General features: G+C 50.8%; 21 protein-coding genes. 3 read left to right on the top strand and 18 right to left on the bottom strand.

Annotated features, from left to right (window positions below; genetic code table 11):
- Positions 1-13 precede the first annotated feature (13 nt).
- From EIZ37_RS11475 to EIZ37_RS11410, 14 genes are all read right to left on the bottom strand, one after another.
- The gene (locus tag EIZ37_RS11475; protein WP_134684745.1) at positions 14-1,327 is read right to left on the bottom strand and encodes a carbohydrate ABC transporter permease; all 1,314 of its coding nucleotides are present in this window, start codon (positions 1,325-1,327) and stop codon (positions 14-16) included.
- 195 nt (positions 1,328-1,522) lie between these two features.
- A complete protein-coding gene (locus EIZ37_RS11470; protein WP_134684744.1) occupies positions 1,523-2,851 on the bottom strand; it encodes an ABC transporter substrate-binding protein in 1,329 nt (442 codons plus the stop codon).
- Positions 2,852-2,903: 52 nt separating this feature from the next.
- Complete coding sequence (locus EIZ37_RS11465) at positions 2,904-3,959, bottom strand: Gfo/Idh/MocA family protein (protein WP_134684743.1); 1,056 nt, start codon at positions 3,957-3,959, stop codon at positions 2,904-2,906.
- A 10-nt stretch (positions 3,960-3,969) separates the two neighbouring features.
- Positions 3,970-4,938: a sugar phosphate isomerase/epimerase family protein gene (locus tag EIZ37_RS11460; RefSeq protein ID WP_134684742.1), complete on the bottom strand. Its 969-nt coding sequence runs from the start codon at positions 4,936-4,938 to the stop codon at positions 3,970-3,972.
- 5 nt (positions 4,939-4,943) lie between these two features.
- Positions 4,944-5,945 (bottom strand): LacI family DNA-binding transcriptional regulator, encoded by a 1,002-nt coding sequence (locus tag EIZ37_RS11455; protein WP_268898744.1) that lies wholly within the window; start codon positions 5,943-5,945, stop codon positions 4,944-4,946.
- 203 nt (positions 5,946-6,148) lie between these two features.
- Positions 6,149-7,108 (bottom strand): electron transfer flavoprotein subunit alpha/FixB family protein, encoded by a 960-nt coding sequence (locus EIZ37_RS11450; protein WP_134684741.1) that lies wholly within the window; start codon positions 7,106-7,108, stop codon positions 6,149-6,151.
- A gap of 17 nt (positions 7,109-7,125) precedes the next feature.
- The gene (locus tag EIZ37_RS11445) at positions 7,126-7,893 is read right to left on the bottom strand and encodes an electron transfer flavoprotein subunit beta/FixA family protein (RefSeq protein WP_134684740.1); all 768 of its coding nucleotides are present in this window, start codon (positions 7,891-7,893) and stop codon (positions 7,126-7,128) included.
- A 15-nt stretch (positions 7,894-7,908) separates the two neighbouring features.
- Positions 7,909-8,685, bottom strand: a complete 777-nt coding sequence (locus tag EIZ37_RS11440) for an enoyl-CoA hydratase (protein ID WP_134684739.1) — start codon at positions 8,683-8,685, stop codon at positions 7,909-7,911.
- A 139-nt stretch (positions 8,686-8,824) separates the two neighbouring features.
- On the bottom strand, positions 8,825-9,412 hold the full coding sequence (locus EIZ37_RS11435; protein ID WP_134684738.1) for a TetR/AcrR family transcriptional regulator: 588 nt from the start codon (positions 9,410-9,412) through the stop codon (positions 8,825-8,827).
- A gap of 248 nt (positions 9,413-9,660) precedes the next feature.
- Positions 9,661-11,364, bottom strand: coding sequence for a long-chain-fatty-acid--CoA ligase (locus EIZ37_RS11430; RefSeq protein ID WP_134684737.1), 1,704 nt, complete (start codon positions 11,362-11,364; stop codon positions 9,661-9,663).
- 114 nt (positions 11,365-11,478) lie between these two features.
- Entirely contained in the window at positions 11,479-11,784 is a 306-nt protein-coding gene (locus tag EIZ37_RS11425) for a hypothetical protein (protein WP_134684736.1), read from the bottom strand.
- A gap of 24 nt (positions 11,785-11,808) precedes the next feature.
- Positions 11,809-12,825 carry an LCP family protein gene (locus tag EIZ37_RS11420; protein ID WP_134684735.1) on the bottom strand — a complete coding sequence of 339 codons (1,017 nt, stop codon included), beginning with the start codon at positions 12,823-12,825 and terminating at the stop codon, positions 11,809-11,811.
- A 130-nt stretch (positions 12,826-12,955) separates the two neighbouring features.
- Entirely contained in the window at positions 12,956-14,128 is a 1,173-nt protein-coding gene (locus EIZ37_RS11415; protein WP_134684734.1) for a thiolase family protein, read from the bottom strand.
- 127 nt (positions 14,129-14,255) lie between these two features.
- Positions 14,256-15,179 carry a 50S ribosomal protein L11 methyltransferase gene (locus EIZ37_RS11410; RefSeq protein WP_134684733.1) on the bottom strand — a complete coding sequence of 308 codons (924 nt, stop codon included), beginning with the start codon at positions 15,177-15,179 and terminating at the stop codon, positions 14,256-14,258.
- Positions 15,180-15,473: 294 nt separating this feature from the next.
- Between EIZ37_RS11410 and csaB the strand changes: the two genes are divergently transcribed.
- The 3 genes from csaB (at position 15,474) to EIZ37_RS11395 (ending at position 18,604) form a co-directional block, all read left to right on the top strand.
- Positions 15,474-16,571, top strand: coding sequence for a polysaccharide pyruvyl transferase CsaB (gene csaB, locus EIZ37_RS11405; RefSeq protein ID WP_134684732.1), 1,098 nt, complete (start codon positions 15,474-15,476; stop codon positions 16,569-16,571).
- Positions 16,572-16,604: 33 nt separating this feature from the next.
- The gene (locus tag EIZ37_RS11400) at positions 16,605-17,456 is read left to right on the top strand and encodes a class I SAM-dependent methyltransferase (protein ID WP_134684731.1); all 852 of its coding nucleotides are present in this window, start codon (positions 16,605-16,607) and stop codon (positions 17,454-17,456) included.
- A gap of 68 nt (positions 17,457-17,524) precedes the next feature.
- Entirely contained in the window at positions 17,525-18,604 is a 1,080-nt protein-coding gene (locus EIZ37_RS11395) for a GerAB/ArcD/ProY family transporter (protein WP_134684730.1), read from the top strand.
- 13 nt (positions 18,605-18,617) lie between these two features.
- On the opposite strand, the gene EIZ37_RS11390 is transcribed toward EIZ37_RS11395, so the two are convergent.
- The 4 genes from EIZ37_RS11390 to EIZ37_RS11375 are packed head-to-tail and all read right to left on the bottom strand — an operon-like array spanning position 18,618 to position 22,611.
- A complete protein-coding gene (locus tag EIZ37_RS11390; protein ID WP_134684729.1) occupies positions 18,618-18,821 on the bottom strand; it encodes a hypothetical protein in 204 nt (67 codons plus the stop codon).
- Positions 18,821-19,993, bottom strand: a complete 1,173-nt coding sequence (locus EIZ37_RS11385; RefSeq protein WP_134684728.1) for a Ger(x)C family spore germination protein — start codon at positions 19,991-19,993, stop codon at positions 18,821-18,823. Before EIZ37_RS11385 ends, EIZ37_RS11390 begins: the two co-directional genes overlap by 1 nt.
- Positions 19,994-20,009: 16 nt before the next feature.
- Positions 20,010-21,521 (bottom strand): spore germination protein, encoded by a 1,512-nt coding sequence (locus EIZ37_RS11380; RefSeq protein ID WP_134684727.1) that lies wholly within the window; start codon positions 21,519-21,521, stop codon positions 20,010-20,012.
- Positions 21,487-22,611, bottom strand: a complete 1,125-nt coding sequence (locus tag EIZ37_RS11375) for a GerAB/ArcD/ProY family transporter (RefSeq protein WP_134684726.1) — start codon at positions 22,609-22,611, stop codon at positions 21,487-21,489. Before EIZ37_RS11375 ends, EIZ37_RS11380 begins: the two co-directional genes overlap by 35 nt.
- Positions 22,612-22,640 lie beyond the last annotated feature (29 nt).

Here is a 22,640-nt window from a genome sequence, read left to right as displayed (position 1 = left end):
CTCATCTTCGTCTTTACCTCCCTCTGCTCTCACCGATCAAGTCGGCTCCCAATATTTTGATGTAACCGATCGAGATCAGCGCTACACAGAAGAACACGATAATCGCCAGTGCCGATCCTTCTCCAAAGCTCATTTGGGCAAACATCGTTTTGTAAGCGTAGACGGAGATGGTCTCCGTGGAATTCGCTGGCCCTCCCCCTGTCAGCGCGTAGATCAGATCGAACACTCGAAATGCATCCAATGTCCGAAACAGCAAAGCCACCAAAATGCTTGATTTCAACAGGGGCAAGGTGATTCGGAAAAACTGCTGTGATTTGGATGCGCCATCTACTTCCGCTGCTTCGTACAGGCTTTGCGGGATCGTCTGCAAACCGGCAAACAGCAGCAAAGCCATAAACGGTGTCGTTTTCCACACATCGGCGAAGATGACGGAGAACATCGCGCCACCCTTGGTCGTCAAAAGCGTGCCCATATCATCCAACAGTCCGACTTGTTCGAATAAAAAAGCAACAATGCCATTTTGTCCGTCATATAGAAATTTCCACATCAACGCAGAGATCACGGTAGGCACGGCCCACGGCACCAGCACAGCCGCACGAATCAGCCCGCGCCCCATAAATTGCCGATTGATCAGCAGGGCAATCCACAAGCCCAATACGAGCTCGAGACTGACTGAAATCACGGTAAAGAATAATGTATTGGAAAGAGCTGCCCACAGTCTGCCATCCGTCAGGTATTGCTTGTAGTAGGCAAAGCCCACATAGTTTGGCTCGATCAAGGCAGAGGATATACCTTGAATGACTCCGACCGCACCCTCCGGTTTTTGCAGTAGCTTCTGATTGGCCATGGTTAGTAAAGCTTTTTCTACCTCTTGCAACGTGTTCCGCATCAAATCCGTCTGTTCTTCCGTTAACTCGACGTACTTCAGCTCCTGCGGTACAGGTTTGAATGCAAGCAAAAGCTGATCGATTTGTTGATAGCGGGCAGCCACTTCCCCCGTCTGACCCAGGGTATCCCTCATCTGTTCAATTTGCAGCTTCATGCCAAGCAATTGATCCTTGTCCGTCCCTTGCGCGGTGTTCGCCTCCCGGTCCAGGTAACGAAGCAGGTTGGGCAGCGTATTGACATACCGCTCCATATCCAGGCCGTACGTTTCATGAATTTCATTTTTCGTCGGATCATTCAGCCGGACATCATGCAGGCTGATCCAAAAGGAACGGATCACCGGCCAGATCGCGATGATCAGTATGATAAGCAGGGCAGGTGCGATTAAAAGATAACCCATCTGTTTTTCCGACAGCGAGCCTTTCGTCGTCATCCGATTCATCCATTCACCATCTTCCCCTTGTGATCAATTGGAAAAACTTAGCTACGCCAAGTCTTTGGCGTAGCTTCGCTGCTCTTATGTCGATGGGAATTTATTAAATTCATATCGACGAAAAAAGAGCTGCCAGGGCACTAGGCCGATTATGCTTCCACCATCCATCGATCCACCTGCGTGCTGGCAGCTCCATCTCCCTGCTTATTTTTGGATCAATTCCTTCATGGCTTTTTCCATGTTTTGCACGGTCTGCTCAGCGGTTTGCTGTCCTGCGAGCGCTTTTGAAACCTCAATCTGGATGACCTCGGAAATTTTCGGATAGATAGGGGTGGTCGGACGAGAGACGGCTGCGCTCACGCCGTTGATGAAATCCTTGTTGGCGAACAATGGGCTTGCTTTTTGCACCTCCGCATCTTCATAGACCGGCAGGTAAGTAGGAGCTAAGCCACCATGAACGGCGGAAATCTTTTGCCCTTCTGGACCTGTCATGAACTTCAAAAATTCCCATGCTTCTTTCGGATGAGTCGAGTACTTGTTGATGCCGCCCATCCAGCCTCCCAATGCGGCAGCCGAACCAGCATCTCCGGCTGGCAGCGGTGCAATCGCAACCTTGCCAACGATTTTGGACTGGGCTGCATCTTGAGCCAACGCAAATTGATACGGCCAGTTACGGATGAAAGCAGCTTGCCCTTCAATGAAAGCCGTATGGGATTCGGTTTCCGTGAATGTCGTGATATTCGTCGGCACGAATTGCGACTGGACGACCTCCATCATCTTTTTCAAACCTTTGATAGTGCCCGGATTATTGACAACTACATTGCCCTGCCCATCGAGAATTTTTCCACCGTAAGCTGTGCTGAACTCCACGAAGTTACATACCAACCCCTCATATTGCTTTGCCTGCATGAGATAACCAAATTTTGTCCCGCCCTGACCATTCGCTGCCTGTGCTGCTTTGATCAGATCATCCCATGTCTTTGGCGGTTCTTTCACCAGGTCGGTGCGATAGAAGAGCAGCCCGGCATCGATGAATTTGGGTATCGTCCACTGCTGGCCGCCAAAATTCCCTGCATCCATGGCCCCCTTGATGTAATTCTCGGTCTTGATGCCATCCTGCTCCATCAAGCGATCCAAAGGCAGCAGATATCCCGCTTGGGCAAATTCGGCCGGCCAGATCACATCCAGGTCGAACACATCGATTTCAGAGGATTGCGCGCTAAACATCGTCACATATTGATCATGGCTCTGGCCCGTATCGGACGGCATCTCCCGCACTTCCACATCGATGTTAGGATGGGCCTGCTCAAACGCTTCAACCAACTTAGCAGTCCCTTGAGTGACATCTTTGCCGCGGGCATAAACGATTTTGACTTTTTCGGTATCGGCTGGTTTTGGTGTTTCACTTGCGGAAGGAGTTGGTGCGGGCGGTGCGGCTGGAGTGGTTGTTTGCTGTGGTTGTGAGCATGCTGCCAATGAAAGTGCGATTGACAAGGAAAATCCGATCTTTGCTACTCTTTTGAAACCCTTCAATGGAATAACCCCCTCATCATTTTTGCATAGGGACTACTATTCTTTCAGGTGTTTACAAAGTGACAGCCTCGCCTGTTTCAGCGGATTGGTAGATGGCATCGATCAGTTTGTTGATATAGAGGGCGTGTTCGGGAGTGCATACAGGCTGAGCTGTTCCTTCCAGAGAGTTGATGAAATTGCGGAACAAGAGGAGACGCTCATTGACTTTCGGCGGTTGAAGCGTGGTGGTGGAAGGCGCCTCGTTCCACTCATGGAAAAGGGTGAACTGATCGTCCAGCAACTTCAAAGAGGAACCGCCTTCGGTGCCGTACAATTCTAGGAAAACGTTTTCCTTTTCGATATGGGATGCCCAGCTTGCTTCGAGCGTTAAGGCTGCTCCATTTTCGAAGGTGATCATGGCCAATGCCAGATCTTCGACATCGAATTTCCCATGGTCGTCTCTGCGACCCCATTCCGAGAGCCCTTTTTTTCGCGGTCCGAAATGAGCGTACGTCTTCCCTAACACCTTGGCCGGCTTCGGATGTCCGAGCAGCCACAAGGTCAGATCCAGCATGTGGACGCCAATGTCGATCAGCGGTCCTCCGCCGGCCAAATCTTTCTGCGTAAACCAGCTGCCCCAGCCGGGAATGCCGTAGCGCCGGATCCAACCTGTTTTCGCTACGTACACCTCTCCCAGCTTCCCCTCCTCTACGAAACGTTTCAGTGCAAGGGATTCTGCGCGGAAGCGATTGTTTTGTCCGACCATCAGGGTTTTTTCGGCCTGCTTGGAGGCGGCGATCATTTCCTCCGCCTGCTGGACACTCATCGCCATCGGTTTTTCGCAGAGAACATGCTTACCCGCTTGCAGGGCGTAGATGGCTGCCTCGTGGTGCAGATAATTCGGTACACACAGGACGACTGCATCCAGCTCGATTTGCGCCAGCATGTCTTTATAATCCGTAAATACATGCGGAATCTGATGCCGCTGTGCCCGATGGGACGCCATGTCTTGTGACACATCGGCAATTCCTACGACCTGAGCCCGGGGCTCCTCCTTGATGGCTTCCAGATGCACCTCCGAGATTCCGCCCGCTCCAATGATTCCCATTTTCCAGATTTTCTGTGTCATCGCTGACCTCCTATACCCACCAGGGTGTGCTTACCGAATCGCGGATGATGACCTGCTGGAGATTTTGTACCGCTCGCTGGAAGCCTTCTTCAATCGACATCAGCGCATCCTCGTGCTCAATGCTGATCACGTAATCATAGCCGTGCATCCGCAACGCGCTCATCATGTTGGCCCATTCGTGCATGTCGTGACCATAGCCGACGGTGCGGAAATACCAAGCTCGCTCGTTCAGGTTCGCGTACGAGTTCATATCGGTTAATCCGTACATGTTCACTTTCTCTTGATCGATATAGGTGTCTTTCGCATGGAAGTGATGGATTGCTTTTTCCTTGCCGAGGATTTTTATCGCTGCAACTGGATCGATGCCTTGCCACCACATATGGCTCGGATCAAAATTGGCCCCGATCACCTCCCCGACCCGGTCGCGAAGCTTCAGCAAGGTGCCGGGAGTATGTACGAGGAAGCCGCCGTGCATCTCCAACGCTACCTTCACATGGTGAGACGCGGCGTATGCTCCCCATTCCTGCCAATAAGGAACCAGCTTCTCTTCCCACTGCCAGTTGAGGACATCCCTGTATTCGTTCGGCCATGGCGCGACTGGCCAGTTCGGATATTTTGCTCCTTCATGATCCCCAGCCGTCCCGGAAAAGCAATTGACTACGGGCACCTCCAGCTTTTCCGCCAACTGCACGGTTTTGACGAAGGTATCATGGCAGAGCTTGGCAAAAGATTGATCCGGGGTTAAGGGATTGCCGTGGCAGCTTAATGCGCTGATCGTCAAGCCGCGGCTTTCAATCGCTTTTTGGTAGGCACGCAGTTTCTCCGGATGCTCCAGCAGCTCATCCAGATTGCAGTGGGCGCTTCCCGGATAGCCATTTGTCCCGATCTCCACGGCCTCCAAGCCTGCCGCTTTCACATAGTCAAGCATTTCCTCGAAAGATTTATCCCCAAACAGTACAGTAAAAACTCCCAGTTTCAAGTCATTCACTCCTTCGTACGATTCTTTTCGTAAGCGCTTACACTTTTGCGAATCACTAATCGGTGGGGGACCACGCTTCTCCGTTCAACCGGTTCGTTTCTCAGCATCTTCAGCAATTGTTCACCTGCCGCTTTTCCGTACATGAACGGATCATTATGTACCGTTGTCAGCATCGGCCGTGCAAGCGAAGCGATCTCCAGATTGTCAAAGCCCATGACCGAGACGTCTTCCGGCACTCGAATCCCTTGGTCGTGGAGATAATTCATGGCACCGACCGCCATCAGATCGCTGGCAACAAAGACAGCGGTAGGACGCTGCTGCGCCTGAAAAATCCGCCCCATGGCTTCATAGGCGCTCTCGGCGGTAAAGTCTCCCTCTGCCATAAACCCATCTGGTATCGGAATGCCATGCGCCCGCATCGCCTTGCGATATCCGCCCAAGCGATCCAGACCGCATGGCGGATCCCACAACGGGCCGGAAATGCAGGCAATATGGCGATGGCCTTGTGCGATCAGATAGGAGACCGCATCATAGGCAGCCTGCACGTTGTTCACATTGACCGTCGGGATATCAAATTCGGGCAGATCATGGCCAGTGACGACAAGCGGGATCTGATTTTCCGCCAAAATGTGTTTGTGCTGCTCCAGGAAATGGATGCTGGCGACAATCATGCCATCCAGCTGTTTCTCCTTGAACAAGCGGAGGTACTTCAACTCCTTTTCCACTTCTTCGTCCGAGATGGCCAAAAAGAGGCTGTAGTTCCACTCATGGATGATGCTGTCGATCCCATTAATCAAGCTCGAAAAAAAATTGTTGGAGATGTCAGGCACCATCACTCCGATGATTCTCGTCTCCTTGTTGACCAGACTTCTGGCAATTGCGTTTGGCTGAAAGCCCGTTTCCGCGACAATCCTCATCACCTTTTCCCGCAATTCCGGACTTACGGGCTTCGATTGATTGAGCACGCGCGAGACGGTAGCAATCGAGACGTTGGCAAGTTGGGCGATATCTTTGATCGTGACGGAAATGTTCGCTCACTCTCTTCTCTGCGATTAGGAAAACGTTTTCCTGAATTAACCATACAACCGCCCGGATCAATTGTCAATATTTTCTGTTAATTTATTTTCCCACTTTAATGGGTTCATTTTTGTTGAAACCATGCAAAAAGCAGCACCCCAAACGGATGCTGCTTTTCTCTCTATGAAAAGGCTTATGCCAATGCCTTTTTAAATTCTTCGGTCAGCAGTGGAACCACTTCAAACAGGTCACCGACAATGCCGTAGTCCGCTACCTGGAAGATCGGTGCTTCCGGATCCTTGTTGATCGCTACGATCACTTTGGAGTTGGACATGCCCGCCAAGTGCTGGATCGCACCGGAAATGCCGCATGCAATGTACAGGTCAGGGGTAACCACTTTACCGGTCTGACCGATCTGCAGCGCGTAATCGCAGTACCCTGCATCGCATGCACCGCGGGAAGCGCCTACTGCTGCTCCCAGTACATCGGCCAATTCCTGCAGCGGCTTGAAGCCGTCTTCGCTCTTGACGCCGCGACCACCCGAGATGATCACTTTCGCTTCGGACAGATCGACTTTTCCTGTGGTCTTGCGCACGACTTCTTTGATGATAGTGCGCAGATCCTTGATGTCCGCATCCAGTGAAACGATCTCAGCTGTCTTGCCAGCTTGCGGCTCATTTACCGGAATGTTGTTTGGACGAATCGTTACGAAAATTTTGCCGTCGACGAATTTGCGTTTTTGGAACGCTTTTCCCGCATAGATCGGACGAATAAAGGCAGGTCCCGCTTCGATGCCTGTCGCATCGGAAATCAAGCCATAGCCGAGGCGAGCCGCCACGCGTGGAGCCAGATCGCGACCGATGGCTGTATGTCCAGTCACGATAGCATCCGGTCCAACTTGCTCGATCACTTGTGCGAGCGCCTGCGTGTAAGCGTCTGGCGTATAGGCATTCAGCGCATCATGCTTTACCAGATATACTTTGCCTGCACCGTGCTCGGCAAGCTTGTGTGCCAATGCTTCATCAGCACCACCGAAAATGGCGGCAACAACTTCTCCACCCTCCGCAATCGTCGCGGCTGCAGCCAAGGCTTCAAAGGAGACGTTGCGCAATTGATTGTCACGAGTTTCTGCCAAGACCAATACTTTTTTCATTTCGATCCCCTCTTCCCTTAGATTACTTTCGCTTCGTTGCGGAGCAATTGGACAAGCTCGGATGCTTGATCTCGCAGGTCGCCTGTCAGGATGCGTCCAGCTTGTTTTTTCGGCGGGAGATATTGATCGACAATCTCCGTTTTTGCTTGCACATCGGAAGCGGTGATTCCCAGATCATCTGCCGAATAACGATCCAGCGGCTTTTTCTTCGCTTTCATGATTCCTGGCAAGGATGGATAGCGCGGCTCATTCAAACCTTGCTGAGCGGTAATCAGCACAGGCAGGCTGGTCTCGACTACCTCCAGGTCGCCTTCGATGTCACGCTCTACACGGACAGCAGTCCCGTTAATCTCTACTTTCACCGCAGTCGATACGTGGTTGATGCCGAGCTCTTCTGCCAAGCGTGGTCCGCCTTGACCTGCCCCGGAGTCAACGGCCATTTGACCGCCCAGAATCAAATCAAAACCGACTTTTTTCGCAACGGCAGCCAGTACCTTCGCGGTCGTGTACTCATCGCCAAACAGAGATTCGTCATCGACGAGCACCGCTTTGTCCGCTCCCATCGCCAGCGCTGTACGAAGCGCGCTTTCTGCGTGATCCGGTCCGATTGTGACGACTGTTACCTCACCGCCTAGCTCATCTCTCAGCTTGATGGCTTCTTCTACGGCGTACTCATCGTAAGGATTGATGATGCGTTCTACGCCGTCTTCACTGATTTTGCCGTCTTGGATCACGATTTTTTCTTCTGTATCAAAAGTCTGCTTAAGCACTACCAGAATATTCATGCGATTACCCTCCCTCTAACGGTCCGAGAATTGCGGTTTCCGCTTCTCGATGAAAGCGGCAACCCCTTCTTTTACATCTTCTGTGCCAAAAGCTTCGCCAAACAGCTCTGCTTCCCGTTTGAGTCCAGCTTGCAGATCAAGGTCCTGACCTTCATGGATGGCAGCCAGCGCCAGCCTCATCGTTACGCTGCTCTTTTGAGCGATGGTGTGAGCGAGCTTTTTCGCTTCCGCCAACAGCTGCTCGACCGGATAGACCGCTTCCGCAAGTCCAAGACGATAAGCTTCGTGTCCGTCAATCATTTCCGAAGTCAAGATCATTTGCGTCGCCCTGCCTCGCCCGATTAACCGGGGAAGACGCTGTGTGCCGCCGTAGCCCGGGATGAGCCCTAGGTTCAGCTCTGGCAGTCCGAGCTTCGCTTCCGCTGCCGCCAGACGGATGTGGCAAGCCATGGCCAATTCCAATCCTCCGCCTAGGCAGGCTCCGTTAATGGCAGCGATCACCGGCTTTGTAAGCCCTTCCAACTTATCGAACAGGCGCTGACCTTTTTCCGCCATCAAGCGCGCGTTATCCCCATTCAGCTGGGTGAATTCCTTGATATCCGCACCTGCGATGAAAAAGCGCCCTTCTCCTGTCACGATGATACCCTTTACCTGCGGGTTTTGCTCCAGCTCATCAATCGCTTGCTCCAGTTCTTGCAGCGTGGTCTGGTTCAAAGCATTTGCCGGAGGATGGTTAATCGTTAATACCGCTATGCGATCCTCCAACTGTACCTGTAAATTGCTGTACGCCAAGCTCTCTCCCTCCACTTCAATGTGAGATCAATACTTGTCTAACCGAGCGATCGCTCAGTTTTGGGATAGCTCCCGTTTGCAGGCTTTACTAGGCTATTGTAACAAACGTTAGTTGCCAAAGAAAGCGTTTTTCTGTTGGTTATTTCCGCATCAGACCATACAGGAAGAGGTTATGGATGGGATCAACAGAAGAAACCAGGTCGTACTTGCACTGCTTCATGACCCAAGACGATACTGCCTCATCCAACGTACCGAAGATCATCATACGTGCAATGCGTTTGTCAATATCCGGGCGGAATGCCCCTTCCTCGATCCCCGCGACAATCACTTCGTCGATCAAGTCAAAGTAATGCTTGACGACCTCCATGATCGCCTTGCTCACTTCCGGATTGGACTGGCGCAGCTCAATTTGCGTGACCTTTGCCATATCCGGATCCTGAGCCAGCTGGCCCAAGTGCGACTTGACTAGCACGTACAACTTTTGTTCAAGAGTGTCAGCTTCCGCAATACGTCCGCGGCAGGTCTCAATGAACTGTCCCATTTTTTCTTCAAACAAAGAAATCAGGATGTCATCTTTGTTTTCAAAATAGAGATAAATCGTCCCGTCAGCCACCTTCGCCTCCTTAGCGATGCGCGAAACCTGTGCGTTATGATAGCCATGCTTCGCGATGACAGTGACTGCCGCTTCGATAATGGCTTGATACTTTTCCCCCGTTTTCTTTGCCATGTGCTTACCTCCGTAAAATCTTTCGATGACACGTTCACTGAATGACCATTCATTCATGTTCAGTTTACCCTATCATCTCAAATGGTGTCAATGCTTTCCTAATGGCTTATTGTAATCTTCCAGGCTCAACTTTACACAGAAAATCGCCTTGGTTTGTCGGAAACCCGGCCAATTGTCATGATTCGGTCAAAAAAGAAAACGGTTTCTTTTCTGATGATTGAAAAGAAACCGTTTTGTCTGAAAATTAGTTAGCCAAGCTTGGTATCTTGCTCCGCTTCCCTGCGCAGTTTTTCTTCCTCCAACAGCTTGCGGCGCAGCACTTTTCCCACCATGGTTTTCGGCAATTCTTCAGGGAATTCATACAACCGCGGCACTTTGTAGGATGCCAGGCGCTTGCGGCAGTGCTGATTGAGTTCTTCCTCGGTCACACTCTGCCCTTTCTTGAGGATGACGAATGCTTTTACCGTTTCCCCGCGGTATGGATCAGGAACGCCGATAATCGCAGCCTCCTGCACAGCTGGATGTTCAAACAATACTTCCTCCACCTCACGCGGATAAATATTGTAGCCGCCAGCGATGATCATATCCTTTTTGCGGTCGACGATATAAAAATATCCTTTTTCATCCATATAGCCCATATCACCGGTTAACAGCCAGCCGTCCTTCAAGGTTGCCGCCGTATCTTCCGGGCGATTCCAATAGCCGCGCATGACTTGTGGTCCGGATACGACCAATTCGCCCACTTCTCCCTGCGGCAGCTCTTCACCGGTAGCGGGATCCACCACTTTGCAATCGGTGTCCGGCCACGGAAGACCGATACTGCCTGAGATCCGCTTGCCCCATAACGGATTGGAATGGGTCACCGGCGAGGCTTCCGTCAAGCCATAGCCTTCTACCAGCTTGCCTTTGGTGATTTCCTCGAAACGCTGTTGCACCTCCAGCGGCAAAGGGGCGGACCCGCTTACACAAGCTTCGATGGATGACAGATCGTACTTGGGCAAATCCGGATGATTGATGAGTCCGATATACATGGTCGGTGCCCCTGGAAACATGGTTGGCTTCAGCTTGTGGATGGATTCGAGAATCTGCTTCACATCAAAGCGAGGAATCAAGATGATTTCAGCTCCCAGCTTGATGCCCTTGTTCATGACCGTGGTCAACCCGTACACGTGGAAAAACGGCAGGGCGCCGATGATTCGTTCCTGACCCGGTTTCATTTTGTACAGAATTTCCCCGCATTGGACGGTATTGGCGACCAAATTCATATGGGTCAGCATGACGCCTTTGGCAACGCCCGTCGTGCCGCCCGTATATTGGAGCAAAGCCAGATCCTCTTCAGGGTCTACTTCTACATTCACTGGATTGGTAGCGCTTTCTTTTAAAATGGAAAGAAAAGGCTCTATCGTATTGTCATAGGCAATCGCGGGTGGTTTTTGACCCTGTTTGCGCTGGACAAGCGGATATGCCCATTTTTTCACAATTGGCAAAAAATCGGAAATACTGGTGAAGATCACGTGTTTCAGAGGAGTCGAAGCTTTCACGCTCATTACGCGATTGTACAGCAGGTCCAAGGCGATCAGCGTTTCCGCACCGGAATCATTGATCTGATGAACGAGCTCTCGTTCGGTGTACAGCGGGTTCGTCATGACCACAACCGCACCAGCAAACAATGCCCCATAATAAGCGATAACTGTTTGCGGAAGGTTGGGCAGCATAATCGCCACGCGATCTCCTTTTTTCACGCCTCTGGAGATCAACGCATTCGCGCATTGGTAACTGAGTGTCAGCAGCTGACTGTAGGTGATGCGCTTGCCCATAAAGTACAGGGCGGGGTTTTCCGGATAATTTTTGGCAGATTCGACAAGAAAATGCGTCAAAGAAACACGGGGGTATTCCAGTGACGCAGAGGTTTCAGACGGGTAGCTGGCAATCCAAGGTTTGGCAACAGACATTCACTCTTACCTCCATCCCTAATTGGCCTACTTCTCCCATACAATCAACATTCATAACCTCTTCCTGTCTTTATTGTAAGACAAATTTGAAAATAATCCAATATGAATTGTCTCTCAGGCGTTATATTGACCGATATCATGCTGGCCGATAATGAGTGTGATTGGCTCCAGATACGCCTGTACGATTGCATCATTGCGCAAGAGATTCAGTTCAATGTCAATGACCTTATAGCGTGCGACCTCTTCCTTACGCTTGTCATATACAACCTCAAAGCCTTGCAGGCCGAGTGGATACGTAACGACAGAGCCTCCGATCGGGAGGAATACGGTTTCGAAATGCCCGTGATCAAATGTCACCTCACTGAGCACTTCTTCATTCAGATCAACTATGCGCACGACTTGGACGATATGGTATTTCATTGCAGCAGTCTTCCTTCCTGGGGTTCACTTTTGTGTCAGTTCTTGAGCAAGTCGTTTTTGGATCCGTTCACGTTCTGCTTTCGGAACGAGATAATACCAGCCCCGTATTCCATGGCGCCAGATTCTTTCATCTGTGCCCTGCAAGGTATCCGTCTCCAAATGATTATGCTCCGGGTCGTAATAGGTAGCCAACAGGGAAGCGATCTCATCCTCGCTAATGTCTGTTTTAACATGTTTACCCAAGATCTCCATCAGCTTAAACGCTTTTATGAACGCTTGTACCGATGTCCCTTTGTTGGCCAACGCCTTGATTACTTCCTGCTGACGTATAATTCGCTGCGCATCGCTGTCTTCCCTGCCCATGTCGCTTTTGCGGTAACGGACATAATCCAGCGCCTGCTCACCCGTCAATGTTTGCAGACCCGGCTTTAAATCGATGTAAGTGTCATCAGTAGGATCGGTATATTTCATCCGCTTCTTCACGTTCACCTCGACACCGCCCAGCTCGTCCACCACTTTGCGGAATCCATCAAAATCCATCGTCATATAGCGATCGATCTTGACCGCAAAGAACTGCTCCAAAGAAGCCTTCAGCAGCTTGGGACCACCGAATGCCATCGCGTGATTCACCTTATCAAAGCCGCGTCCAGGGATTTCCATGTAAGTGTCCCGGGGTATCGAAAGGAGATAAGCCTTTTGGTCAGCCGGACGTATCACAGCCAGCATCATCGTATCGGCGCGTGCCTTTTCTCCATCTCTGCTGTCAGTGCCGATTAATAACAACGTGAACGGCTTCAGCGGTTTGGGGGCCGGCAGTACGTCCGCAGCCGGTCGCTGCTGCACCTGAACAGGCTGCTCCGTCGGATGTGCCTGAATCTGTGTGCGCGGTTCTTCCGTAAGCGGCTGATACCATTCAGTTGTCATTTTTTTGTATTGATTGGCTGAGTAGCCAATATAGGCCGCACTTCCCGCCAGCAATAGCAAAATGGCTGCGACAAAAAGACGTTTCCCGTATCGACCCAAAAAGGTTTCTCCCATCATACTGTCCTCCCTATGTATAAAGCCCATCGCATTTTTGCACTGCTAAAAAAGCCCCCACCACAAAAAACATTTGGATGGGGGCTGTTACCAGTGTAGCCAGTATGGAACGGGCTTATACAGGAGGGAGAGCCTAGCGCTCGACGATCATGGTCATACCCATGCCGCCACCGACACAAAGGGTGGCAAGTCCGCGGGAGACACCCCGTTTTTGCATTTCATGAATCAAGGACACGACAATCCGGCAGCCGGTGGAACCTACCGGGTGACCGAGCGAAATTCCGCTTCCATTCACATTTGTTTTTTCACGCGGCAGCTCCAACAGCTTTTCCACGGCGAGATATTGGGCAGCAAACGCTTCATTTACTTCGATCAAATCCATATCGGCCAGCGTTAAGCCTGCTTTCTCCAGCGCCTTTTTCGTAGCCGGTACGGGACCATATCCCATCAGATCCGGCTCTACTCCCGCCCACGCATAGGACACAATCCGGGCGAGCGGAGTGAGCCCCAGCTGTGCAGCACGGCTCTCTTTCATGAGGATCACAGCAGACGCTCCATCATTGATTCCGGAGGCATTGCCTGCCGTCACCGTGCCATCGGATCGGAAGCTCGGCTTTAATTTCGCGAGGCTTTCCAAGGTAACATCACGCCGTGGATGCTCATCGGTTTGAACCAGTACCGTTTCCTTCCGCTTTTGAACGGGAACAGGAATGATTTCATCCTGAAAACGCCCGCTGTCGATCGCGTGAATGGCATTCATCTGCGAACGATAGGCGACCTCGTCCTGCTCCTCCCGTTTGATGCCATATCGATCAACGAGCCGCTCTGCCGTTTCCCCCATCAGGATCTGATGATGCGGATCAGTCAAGAGCTCCCACATGGAGTCTGTCATTTCTCCGTGCGTGATACGGTTCCCCCAACGGGCACTTTTCAGCACATATGGCGCATTGCTCATGCTTTCCACTCCACCGGCTACCACGACTTCCCGATCTCCCAATGCAATCTGGGCAAAGCCGCTGACGATGGCTTGCATCCCTGACGAGCATTGGCGCTGCACGGTAAAACCGGTCACTTCCTTGCCCAGTCCGGCGTCAATGGCAGCAACGCGTGCGATATTCGCCTCATCAGATCGCTGCAAGCAATTGCCCAAGATGACCTCATCCACCAATCCTGGATCGATCCCAGCGCGTTCAATCACACTGCGGATCGTGATTTCCGCCAATTTGCGAGCGCTTACATCTTTCAAAACACCGCCAAACGAGCCAATGGGTGTACGGCCCGCTGCCACGATTACGATGGGTTCCATCGACGTCTCCCCCTTCATTTCTAACTCTTCTTTATCTTCTCACAATCATGGCAAACTGAAAACAGACTGGATTCGCATTTTGCCTTCGCCATCCAGTCCGTTCCCAATGTTCCTTTATTTATATCGGTTACCGCTTCATGACAAGTGTGACCCACTCATCGCTTTGCCTTTTGGCTACGGTGTGAAAACCGATCCTGCCATAGGCTGTCTCCACTTTTGGCAATATCCACTCCACGATCCCCGAAAGAATAATCTCGCCATCCCGGGCAAGGGTTCGCTCAACAATCGGCAGCATGGCGATGTCTTCATCACCGCCAATATTAATCAAAATCAAGTCAGCTTCCGGCGGCAGCTGCTTTGCGGTATCCGCATCGAGCGGATCTCCGATGATGACCGTAACCTCTTGTGGACTGCGGCCATTTTGTAGTAGGTTTTGCTCGACCTCATAATTCGTTTGCGGGTTGATGTCAACCGCGTAAATCGGAAGCACCGCTCCATTCATCGCAGCAAAAATCGAGAGAATCCCCGAACCTGTCCCGATATCCAGCACCCGCTTCCCGGCAAGCTTCATTTCCTGCAGAAACAGCAAGATGTCTTGTGTCGTGCCATGGTAGCCTGTCCCAAATGCGGCACCCGGATCGATCCACAGAATCTTTTCTTTTCCAGCAAGGCGCTCCGCAGGTGTCCAGGAGGGAGCGATCCACCAATCCCCTACTTCTACCTCCTGATAGGCTTCTTTCCAGGAATCATTCTCCTCCTCGACTACCTCGACCAGTGCCAGCTCGACATCCGGTTTCCACGGGGCAATGAACGCCTCCAGACGTTGGATGAGGACATCCTGCCCTTCTCCGTTCATCGGTTCGAACAGATAGGCAGTGATGGGCAGCGTATGGTTTTCTTCATAATCATAGCCGTTTTCCGTCACCAGCACCTCGATGCGCGGCTCCGTCCAGCCAAATGTATAGGGACTATCCAGCACGGTGGCGACAAAGGCTTCCTCCTGCTCACTCGCCACATGCAAGATGTATTTCAGCCACTCGTTTTTTTGCATGAAATTCCTTTTTCTCCTTCCTGTTCATTTGGTAGTCTTCCAGCCAACGGGCGTGGTATGATGGGAGAATGGACTACCAAATGGAGGTTACTGCCATGTTTGATGAATTCTTTCAGCGCCGCAAAAACAACGGGCCCATGCTCTACTTTATGATTTTTCTGATACTCTTGGGCGTCGGTCTCTTTGCTGCAGGCTTTGTCTATCTTTTCTAGTTTGCTTTACTTCCCTATAATTACTCGATTATACTTGAGAATGTGTGATTTTACATAGGTTTTATGGAAAGAAGGTTCTCTCATGCCGCGAATTCTCATCTCCGGTTACTACGGATTTAATAACGCCGGAGACGATGTCGTTCTGTACGGAATCATCTCCTCGCTTAGACGGGAACAACCGCATATATCGCTGTCCGTCCTGTCCAATCAGCCTGATCGTACAGCCGCGTTATTCGGAATCGAAGCCCACAATCGCTGGAGATTGTCCACGATTGTTCGTGAGCTGTCCCGCTGCGATCTTCTGGTTATGGGCGGAGGAACCTTGATGCAGGACGTCACGAGCCCTCGCAGCGTGCTCTATTATCTCGGTATTGTAACCATTGCAAAAATGCTGGGGAAACCCGTTGTTTTTTATGCGCAAGGCTTCGGTCCAGTCGTGAAGCCATTGAGCCGATTCATGATCAACAAGGTCGTGAACAAAGTGGATGTCATTACTGTGCGTGATTTTGAATCGGGAGAAGATTTTAAAGCGTGCGGAGTCAAAGCGCCTTTGTATGTAACGGCGGACCCTGCCCTGACTATTCATCCGGATGAAATCGACGCGGCTCCCGGGAAAGCGCTGCTGGCCTCGCTGTTTCCGGATATGTCCCGTCCTTTGATCGCGTTTTCCGTCCGCAACTGGAAGCAGGAGGAGCGCTTCAAGCAAGACATCGCCCGGGCAGCCGATGCATTCGCACAAAAAGGCTGGAATGTGCTCTTTCTACCGATGCATTATCCGAGCGATATTCCCCCTTCCAAAGAGATCATGGAAATGATGAAGCAGCCCGGAGCGCAGGTCATCGATCAACCGGTCACTTTTCACGACATTATGAGTCTGTTGAAAAGCTGCCAGTATGTAGTCGGCATGCGGCTGCACTCGCTGATCCTAGCCTGTATGCTGCAGGTGCCCTTTACCGGAATCTCCTATGATCCGAAAATCGATCGCTTCGTCGAGCGTGCCGGCATGCCTTGCGCGGGCCATATCAAGGATTTGGATGGAACGGCTCTGTTGACCTTGCTGGAAGAACGGACGAGCCAGCTCGACCACGAGCAAGCGCTGATCCGTGAGCATTCCCTCACGCTGGCGCACGAAGCTGCCAAAAGCAGCGAGCTTGTCCTGCAAGCTCTGCAGCGCCGTTAATAAACTCTACTGTAATGGAAAGGAGGGTGCAGCATGTCTGTCGCTGCTCGTCTCTTGTGCCAAGTTAATAAATGGTTTCCCTTGCCCGTCCATCCCTTCAACCTTGCAAACGACGGCAAGATGAGCTATACGGAATGGCAATTCGTCAAAGGGGAGCAAACGATCCAGTTTTTCCTTCCTTACCACTCCCAAGAGCAAATGTTTCGGGACAAAACCGTGCTCGATATCGGCTGCGGCGGCGGGGGAAAAACCTGCTACTACGCCACTTTTCAACCGAAAAAAATCATCGGGATCGATGTGGTGGAGCATTATGCGGAAGAGGGAAATGCGTTTGCCCGAGAAAAAGGCCTTGGGGAGATTGCTACCTTCATGACTGCGGATGCGGCGAATATGCCGTTTGCGGATGAATCGTTTGACACGATCATCATGAACGATGCGATGGAGCACGTTGATCAACCGGAGAAAACGCTCGAAGAATGCTTTCGCGTGCTGAAGCCCGGGGGGCATATTTATATCAATTTTCCTCCCTACTTCCATCCGTACGGTGCCCATCTCTCCGATGCGATCGGGATTCCTTGGGTGCATTCGTTTTTTTCCGAGCAGACCATGATCGACGCGTACAAGGAACTCGTTTCCACCCTGCCGGACGGTCAAGATCGCATTCGCTTTCGGATCAGCAGAAAAGCCGACGGAAGTGAATACTTCTCTTATATTAACCGCATGACGATCGCCCGTTTTCGCCGTATCCAGCAGGGGGTAAAGCACCCGGCTGTCTTTCAGCGAGAGATCCCTTTACGCTCTGCTGTTTCCGGCTTGGCGAAGCTTCCAGGTTTGCGCGAGTATTTGGTGAAAATGGTTGTGTGCGTCTATCAGAAAAAAGCGTAAAGAAAAAGAGGTGCAAGGTATATCCTTGTACCTCTTCTGTCTATAGTAGGGAAAGAGGTGACTTTCCTATGCGGCCTAGCTTGACCCCCTTTCAATTTGTTACCTTGTTCATCACGTGCTTTATAGCGGTTCCCATTTCACTGGTTCCGAACACATTGATGAAAACATCCGAGCAGGATTCGTGGGTTGGTTTGCTAGGGGGCTATGTTCTCTGCTATCTCCTTTTTGGGTTCATGTATCTGGTTTATCGGATTGCTGAAAAGAAAAGGGATCGTCTCCCCCATGCACTCAATCGGACATTTCTCTTTCTCTTTCTCCTGTTCATACTGGCCAACGCCGCGTTTACCACGCGAAATTTTACCGAGGTTACCCATAATTATTTTTTAACCAAGACACCGCCCGTCTTCGTTTCGCTGTTGACCTTGTCCGTCGCTGTCTACGGTGCCTGGTATGGGATCACCAGCATCGCAAGGCTATCCTTGATCAGCTTCATTCTGAGTGTCATCGCCTTGATCGCGATGCCCCTTATGGCTTTTGAGGTAGCCGATCCTTCCTTTCTGTTTCCTTTGCTTTCCCACTCCTGGTTGAACTTGAGCTATTCTATCTGGCAGGCATTGGGGGCTTTTCTCGAGTCTTTTTATCTGCTTTCCCTGCTCCCCCTTGTCTCGATTCAACCTCAGAAACGAGCTTTTTTACTTACCTTTTCCTGCCTGCTCGGCATGCTTTTGTATACCATCATGTTTGCGTTGGATTTTTTGGTCTTCGGTCCTTATTTGGCCAGCAAATTTGTCTTCCCTTCCGTCGAGTTGATCAGGTACTTAAGCTTGGGCGAGGCGATGGAGCGGCTGGACATTATGCTCATTTCGATCTGGGCCGTCATCATGACTGTAAAAGTCGCTGCATTGATCTGGATCAGCGCACTGGACGCTGCAATCATTTTTCGCCTGTCCGACATCCGCAGTACCTTGATTCCCATCTCCATCGTTTTACTGTTTACATCCGAGATGTTTGCGGGTAATACCATTTCTTTCTACTATCTCTATCAGCATTATTGGACATTTCTTGTACTCTTCGGATATTTTTCTTTCTTAGCTTTTTATGTAACCTCCGTACGTATGAAAAAAGACGGCAAGCTCTCCTCCACCTGAGAGCTTGCCGCCTTCACTTCCAATTGGGGAACAACGGTTGCGTCGGGCTTGGCAAACGGAAGTCGAACAAAAAGAGAATGCCCGTGATCCAGGCAATTCCCATCCACCCCACAAATACCCAGCCCTCTCGTCGATATCCGCGAAAAAACCAATACTTGGCTTGCCATAAGCTCATCAAGATCATGCCAGCTGAAAAGAGAAACACCTTTCCCCACATTATTTGGTCACCTCTTTTTCTGGGAGCTGCATGGGTGCACCCGTCGCCCCGATATCTCGTATAACAGACTCCACTTTCCATGTTACTTTCTGTTTCGGATACATTTCTGGCCATTTCTTTTCGATTTTTTTCCAGTATGCAGGGTCCTTGCGGTAAACCATATTTCCCAGCCCTGCGCTATCTGCCTTGTATGTTTTCTGGAGCTTCTCAAATAGCTTGGCGTATTCCTTTTCCAGCTGTTTGGCAAATGCCTTGTTGTATTGTTCGATATAGCGGGGATTGCTCAAGTCCACAGGAGAATCGGTTTCCGTGATACTGCCGATGGCTTGGGCCGTAAATGAAAAAGTCAGCTGGTCTCCCTTCTTTTTTACCTCCTCCTTCACTTTAATTTCTCTCACCTGTACCGACACTTTTCCGGGCACCTCTGGAATCCCGATCCGCATGAAGCCAAATACGTTTTTCCCAATAATCGAATTGAGCAGCATAATTTCATTGCCTTCCAAGTACCCTACCAGCTTAAAATCTCGAAAGATCGCAACATGATTCAGCATGTAGCGCGGGTACTGTCCCTTTGATATGGAAAATGCAGCGAGGCTGGGCTCTCTTCCCGGTAATGTCGATTGCACAAAGAAATCGCGCAGTGTGGTAGGAAATTCCATCTGCTGCTTAATCATTTCTCTTAACGCTTCAGAGGGGAAGGGCTCCAATGCATAAGGTTCTTTCAAGAAATCTTTGGCCTCCATCCCTTTGGTTATCACGAGCAGCGTGCGCAGGCGATTTTGCGGATTGCGGCTGAATTCATCCAACACTTCTTTCAAGCCGCGTTTTGCGATTTTCTCCCCAAAAACAAGCACCCTGCGATGGGCGGTCAGCATTTCACGAGACATTTGCTTCTCCAGATCAATCCGATTCTTGTCAAGGCTGCGGTTCTCCGCTGCGATGGTCATGTAAGGGGGGCCTTGTTGCCCTCCACTTGAACCCGTTTGCCCTCCCCCCATCTTTTTCGGAATGGCGATGCGCACCGTGGATAGATAAGTCCCCGGCTCCTTGCCCACATCCAATGCCGACACGATCACAAAGCCGACATCATTAATCTCCCTGCGATCCCAGCAGCCCGTCAAAGTCAACATAATGAGCAAACCGCACAACCATACCAGCGCTTGCTTCTTCACAGCCTTACACTCCTTCTTACTTCTGCATATCCGCACTTTCTGTTTCTGCAAAAGGGAGGCGATAAAAATCAAACGGTTGTTCTTCCATCGGAGGTTGATTATACGGGACCCGAATTTGATTGTCCTTGACCAATTGGGCAGGCCTTTTGTTCATTTTCCAGATCGGAGCACGAATTACCAGGTCCTTCAAACCGGTGATTGTAAGCGGAGCAAGCGGAGTCATATAGGGAACACCCACCGAGCGAATCCCCGTCATATTGATCACGAGGGCCATCAAACCAAACACGATGCCATACAATCCCAAGGTTCCCGCCAAAATGATCAAAGGGAACCGTAAAATGCGGATGGCAAAGCTCATGTTGAACCGAGGAATCGTAAAAGAAGCGATCCCGGTAACGGAGACCACAATCACCATGGGTGCCGAGACGATTCCCGCTTGGACCGCAGCCTCTCCGATAACAAGCGCACCTACGATGCTGACCGCTTGTCCAACCGGGCGGGGCAGACGCACCCCAGCCTCCCGCAGCGCTTCAAAGGTAATCTCCATCATCAACGCTTCGATCAAAGCGGGAAAAGGAGTGGCTTCACGGGCAGCTGCCACGGAAAACAACAAATTCGTCGGAAGCATCTCTTGATGAAAAGTAGTAATGGCCACATACAGGGAGGGCAGCACAAGCGCAATCACGACAAAGATTGCTCGGATGAGCCGTACGAAAGTCGCATAAATGAAACCCGAATAGTAATCCTCGCTTGATTGAAAAGCGGACCAAAATTGCATCGGCAGGATCAATACCATCGGTGAATTATCCACCACAACCGCCACTTTCCCCTCCAAAAGTGCGGAGACCACTGCATCCGGTCTTTCGGTATACTGGACGGTTGGCAGCAAATTGACAGGGTGATCGCGGATCATCTCCTCGATGTAATTGCTCTCCAGTACGCCATCGATGCGGATATTGGAAATTCGGCGTGAGACCTCTTCCACAATCTCGTTCTGGGCGATGCCCTGCAAATACAAAAGCCGCACCTCAGTCCTGCTCTCCGTACCGATATGCCAGTACTTCATCCGCAGCTTATCACTTTTCAAGCGCCTGCGGATCAACGCCATGTTGATTTCCAACAGCTCGGAAAAACCTTCTCTGGGCCCTCTGATGACGGCTTCCGTCTGCGGTTCTTCTACTCCCCGATGAGGAGTGGAAACCAGATTGGCCAACAATACTTTCTTGCTGGAATCCGATGCCATCACGACAAAACCGCTCACCAACGCTTGCACGACCTGCTTGTATTCCGTCGCTTGCCGCATCCCTCCGATATTGACGCTGTTTACATTCAGCTGATTTGCCTTGGACAATGGCCCGATCAGTTCTTCTTCCAGCCTCAACAGATCAACCATCCCGTTTATATAGAGCAATATAAAGCTTCCTACTGAACGGACAACCAAATCAGGAGGAGATCCCAGATCCTCCTTGAGCCTTTCCACAAACATTTGCTGGCTATGCAGAATTTGTTCCAGGGTCACTTTTTCCATCTGATTGGTCACGCCCCTTTCTTTTCCACCAGGCAATGGGCAACAGCAGCAACGGAATCATGATAAACAACGGGACCCACAATACCCAGGGGACCCACTGTAATCCAACGAAAACATGGCTTGAAATGTTGTCAGTCATGTAAAAGGCTAGCAGCCACACGAGGATGGCGACAGGCAATACGATGCTGCGATGATCCCGGAGCCGCCATTGCGATGTGATCGCGGTGCAGGCCCCATAGAAAAAGATGAGGATTTTAAATAACCCCCCGAATAAAAAGATCGTGACAACCAATGGATCCACATTTTCGATAAAGTCGGCAAGGCTGATCAACTGGAATGAAACCAGCAGCGGATAGAGCGTACGGCCGAATAATTCTGGCCCCAATGTCAAAATAGCCAAGAAATCGAGTATGATCAGCAACAAGCCGGAGCTGGCCGAAGCGAAAAGCATGGTGTTTCGATACATACGCGGGGAGCCAACAAACGCATACAGCATGGTAAATACAATGGATTCACCATAAGGAACTGTTACACCCAAAGGAAAAACGGTCGTGCCGATTGCTTTCCAATCGGACGCTACGGGAAAAAGCCACTGAAGCTCCATCGTTTCCGAAAACAGGATGAGTATTAACAAAATGAGCAGATAAACAAGGACAATGGGAATACATAGCTCTGCCAGACGAGCCATCCTTTCCACTCCCACGCCGGCCGCATACACTACGAGAAACAAAAAGAGGAACATGGTGACGCCGATCGGTGTCTTCGGCAAGATATAGGTAGCGATCAACTCGCCAAAATCACGCAATACCCTCCCTGCAACATAGATAAAACTGACGATATAAATCATGCCGATCGCTTTCCCAGCGACTCTGCCCAATAGAGCTTCCAGCAGCTCCACCCAGTTGTTCCGATCGCCCCATTCGCAAATTTTTGCATAGAGTACGATAAGTCCACACCCCAGCAGACAACTGATGCCGGCCGCAATCCACGCATCCTGCTTGGCTCCGGATCCAAAGCCGAAAACCACATTACTCCCAATCTGGAAAAGAAGTACAAGGCACCATAATTGATTGGTGGAAAGAACCGTCATCAGTTCAATCTCCTATGTTTGGTAATATC

The organism is Brevibacillus migulae, assembly GCF_004521915.1.
GTDB classification, from domain to species: Bacteria; Bacillota; Bacilli; order Brevibacillales; family Brevibacillaceae; genus Brevibacillus_F; species Brevibacillus_F migulae.
This window is presented reverse-complemented; position numbering and strand designations above follow the sequence as displayed.

What these genes read in the sequence shown, in the direction of transcription:
- EIZ37_RS11475 (WP_134684745.1), bottom strand. Translation starts at nt 1,327, where the DNA reads ATGAATCGGATGACGACGAAAGGCTCGCTGTCGGAAAAACAGATGGGT.
- EIZ37_RS11465 (WP_134684743.1), bottom strand. Translation starts at nt 3,959, where the DNA reads ATGACACAGAAAATCTGGAAAATGGGAATCATTGGAGCGGGCGGAATC.
- EIZ37_RS11450 (WP_134684741.1), bottom strand. Translation starts at nt 7,108, where the DNA reads ATGAAAAAAGTATTGGTCTTGGCAGAAACTCGTGACAATCAATTGCGC.
- EIZ37_RS11445 (WP_134684740.1), bottom strand. Translation starts at nt 7,893, where the DNA reads ATGAATATTCTGGTAGTGCTTAAGCAGACTTTTGATACAGAAGAAAAA.
- EIZ37_RS11435 (WP_134684738.1), bottom strand. Translation starts at nt 9,412, where the DNA reads ATGGCAAAGAAAACGGGGGAAAAGTATCAAGCCATTATCGAAGCGGCA.
- EIZ37_RS11430 (WP_134684737.1), bottom strand. Translation starts at nt 11,364, where the DNA reads ATGTCTGTTGCCAAACCTTGGATTGCCAGCTACCCGTCTGAAACCTCT.
- EIZ37_RS11425 (WP_134684736.1), bottom strand. Translation starts at nt 11,784, where the DNA reads ATGAAATACCATATCGTCCAAGTCGTGCGCATAGTTGATCTGAATGAA.
- EIZ37_RS11420 (WP_134684735.1), bottom strand. Translation starts at nt 12,825, where the DNA reads ATGATGGGAGAAACCTTTTTGGGTCGATACGGGAAACGTCTTTTTGTC.
- EIZ37_RS11415 (WP_134684734.1), bottom strand. Translation starts at nt 14,128, where the DNA reads ATGGAACCCATCGTAATCGTGGCAGCGGGCCGTACACCCATTGGCTCG.
- EIZ37_RS11410 (WP_134684733.1), bottom strand. Translation starts at nt 15,179, where the DNA reads ATGCAAAAAAACGAGTGGCTGAAATACATCTTGCATGTGGCGAGTGAG.
- csaB (WP_134684732.1), top strand. Translation starts at nt 15,474, where the DNA reads ATGCCGCGAATTCTCATCTCCGGTTACTACGGATTTAATAACGCCGGA.
- EIZ37_RS11400 (WP_134684731.1), top strand. Translation starts at nt 16,605, where the DNA reads ATGTCTGTCGCTGCTCGTCTCTTGTGCCAAGTTAATAAATGGTTTCCC.
- EIZ37_RS11395 (WP_134684730.1), top strand. Translation starts at nt 17,525, where the DNA reads ATGCGGCCTAGCTTGACCCCCTTTCAATTTGTTACCTTGTTCATCACG.
- EIZ37_RS11390 (WP_134684729.1), bottom strand. Translation starts at nt 18,821, where the DNA reads ATGTGGGGAAAGGTGTTTCTCTTTTCAGCTGGCATGATCTTGATGAGC.
- EIZ37_RS11380 (WP_134684727.1), bottom strand. Translation starts at nt 21,521, where the DNA reads ATGGAAAAAGTGACCCTGGAACAAATTCTGCATAGCCAGCAAATGTTT.
- EIZ37_RS11375 (WP_134684726.1), bottom strand. Translation starts at nt 22,611, where the DNA reads ATGACGGTTCTTTCCACCAATCAATTATGGTGCCTTGTACTTCTTTTC.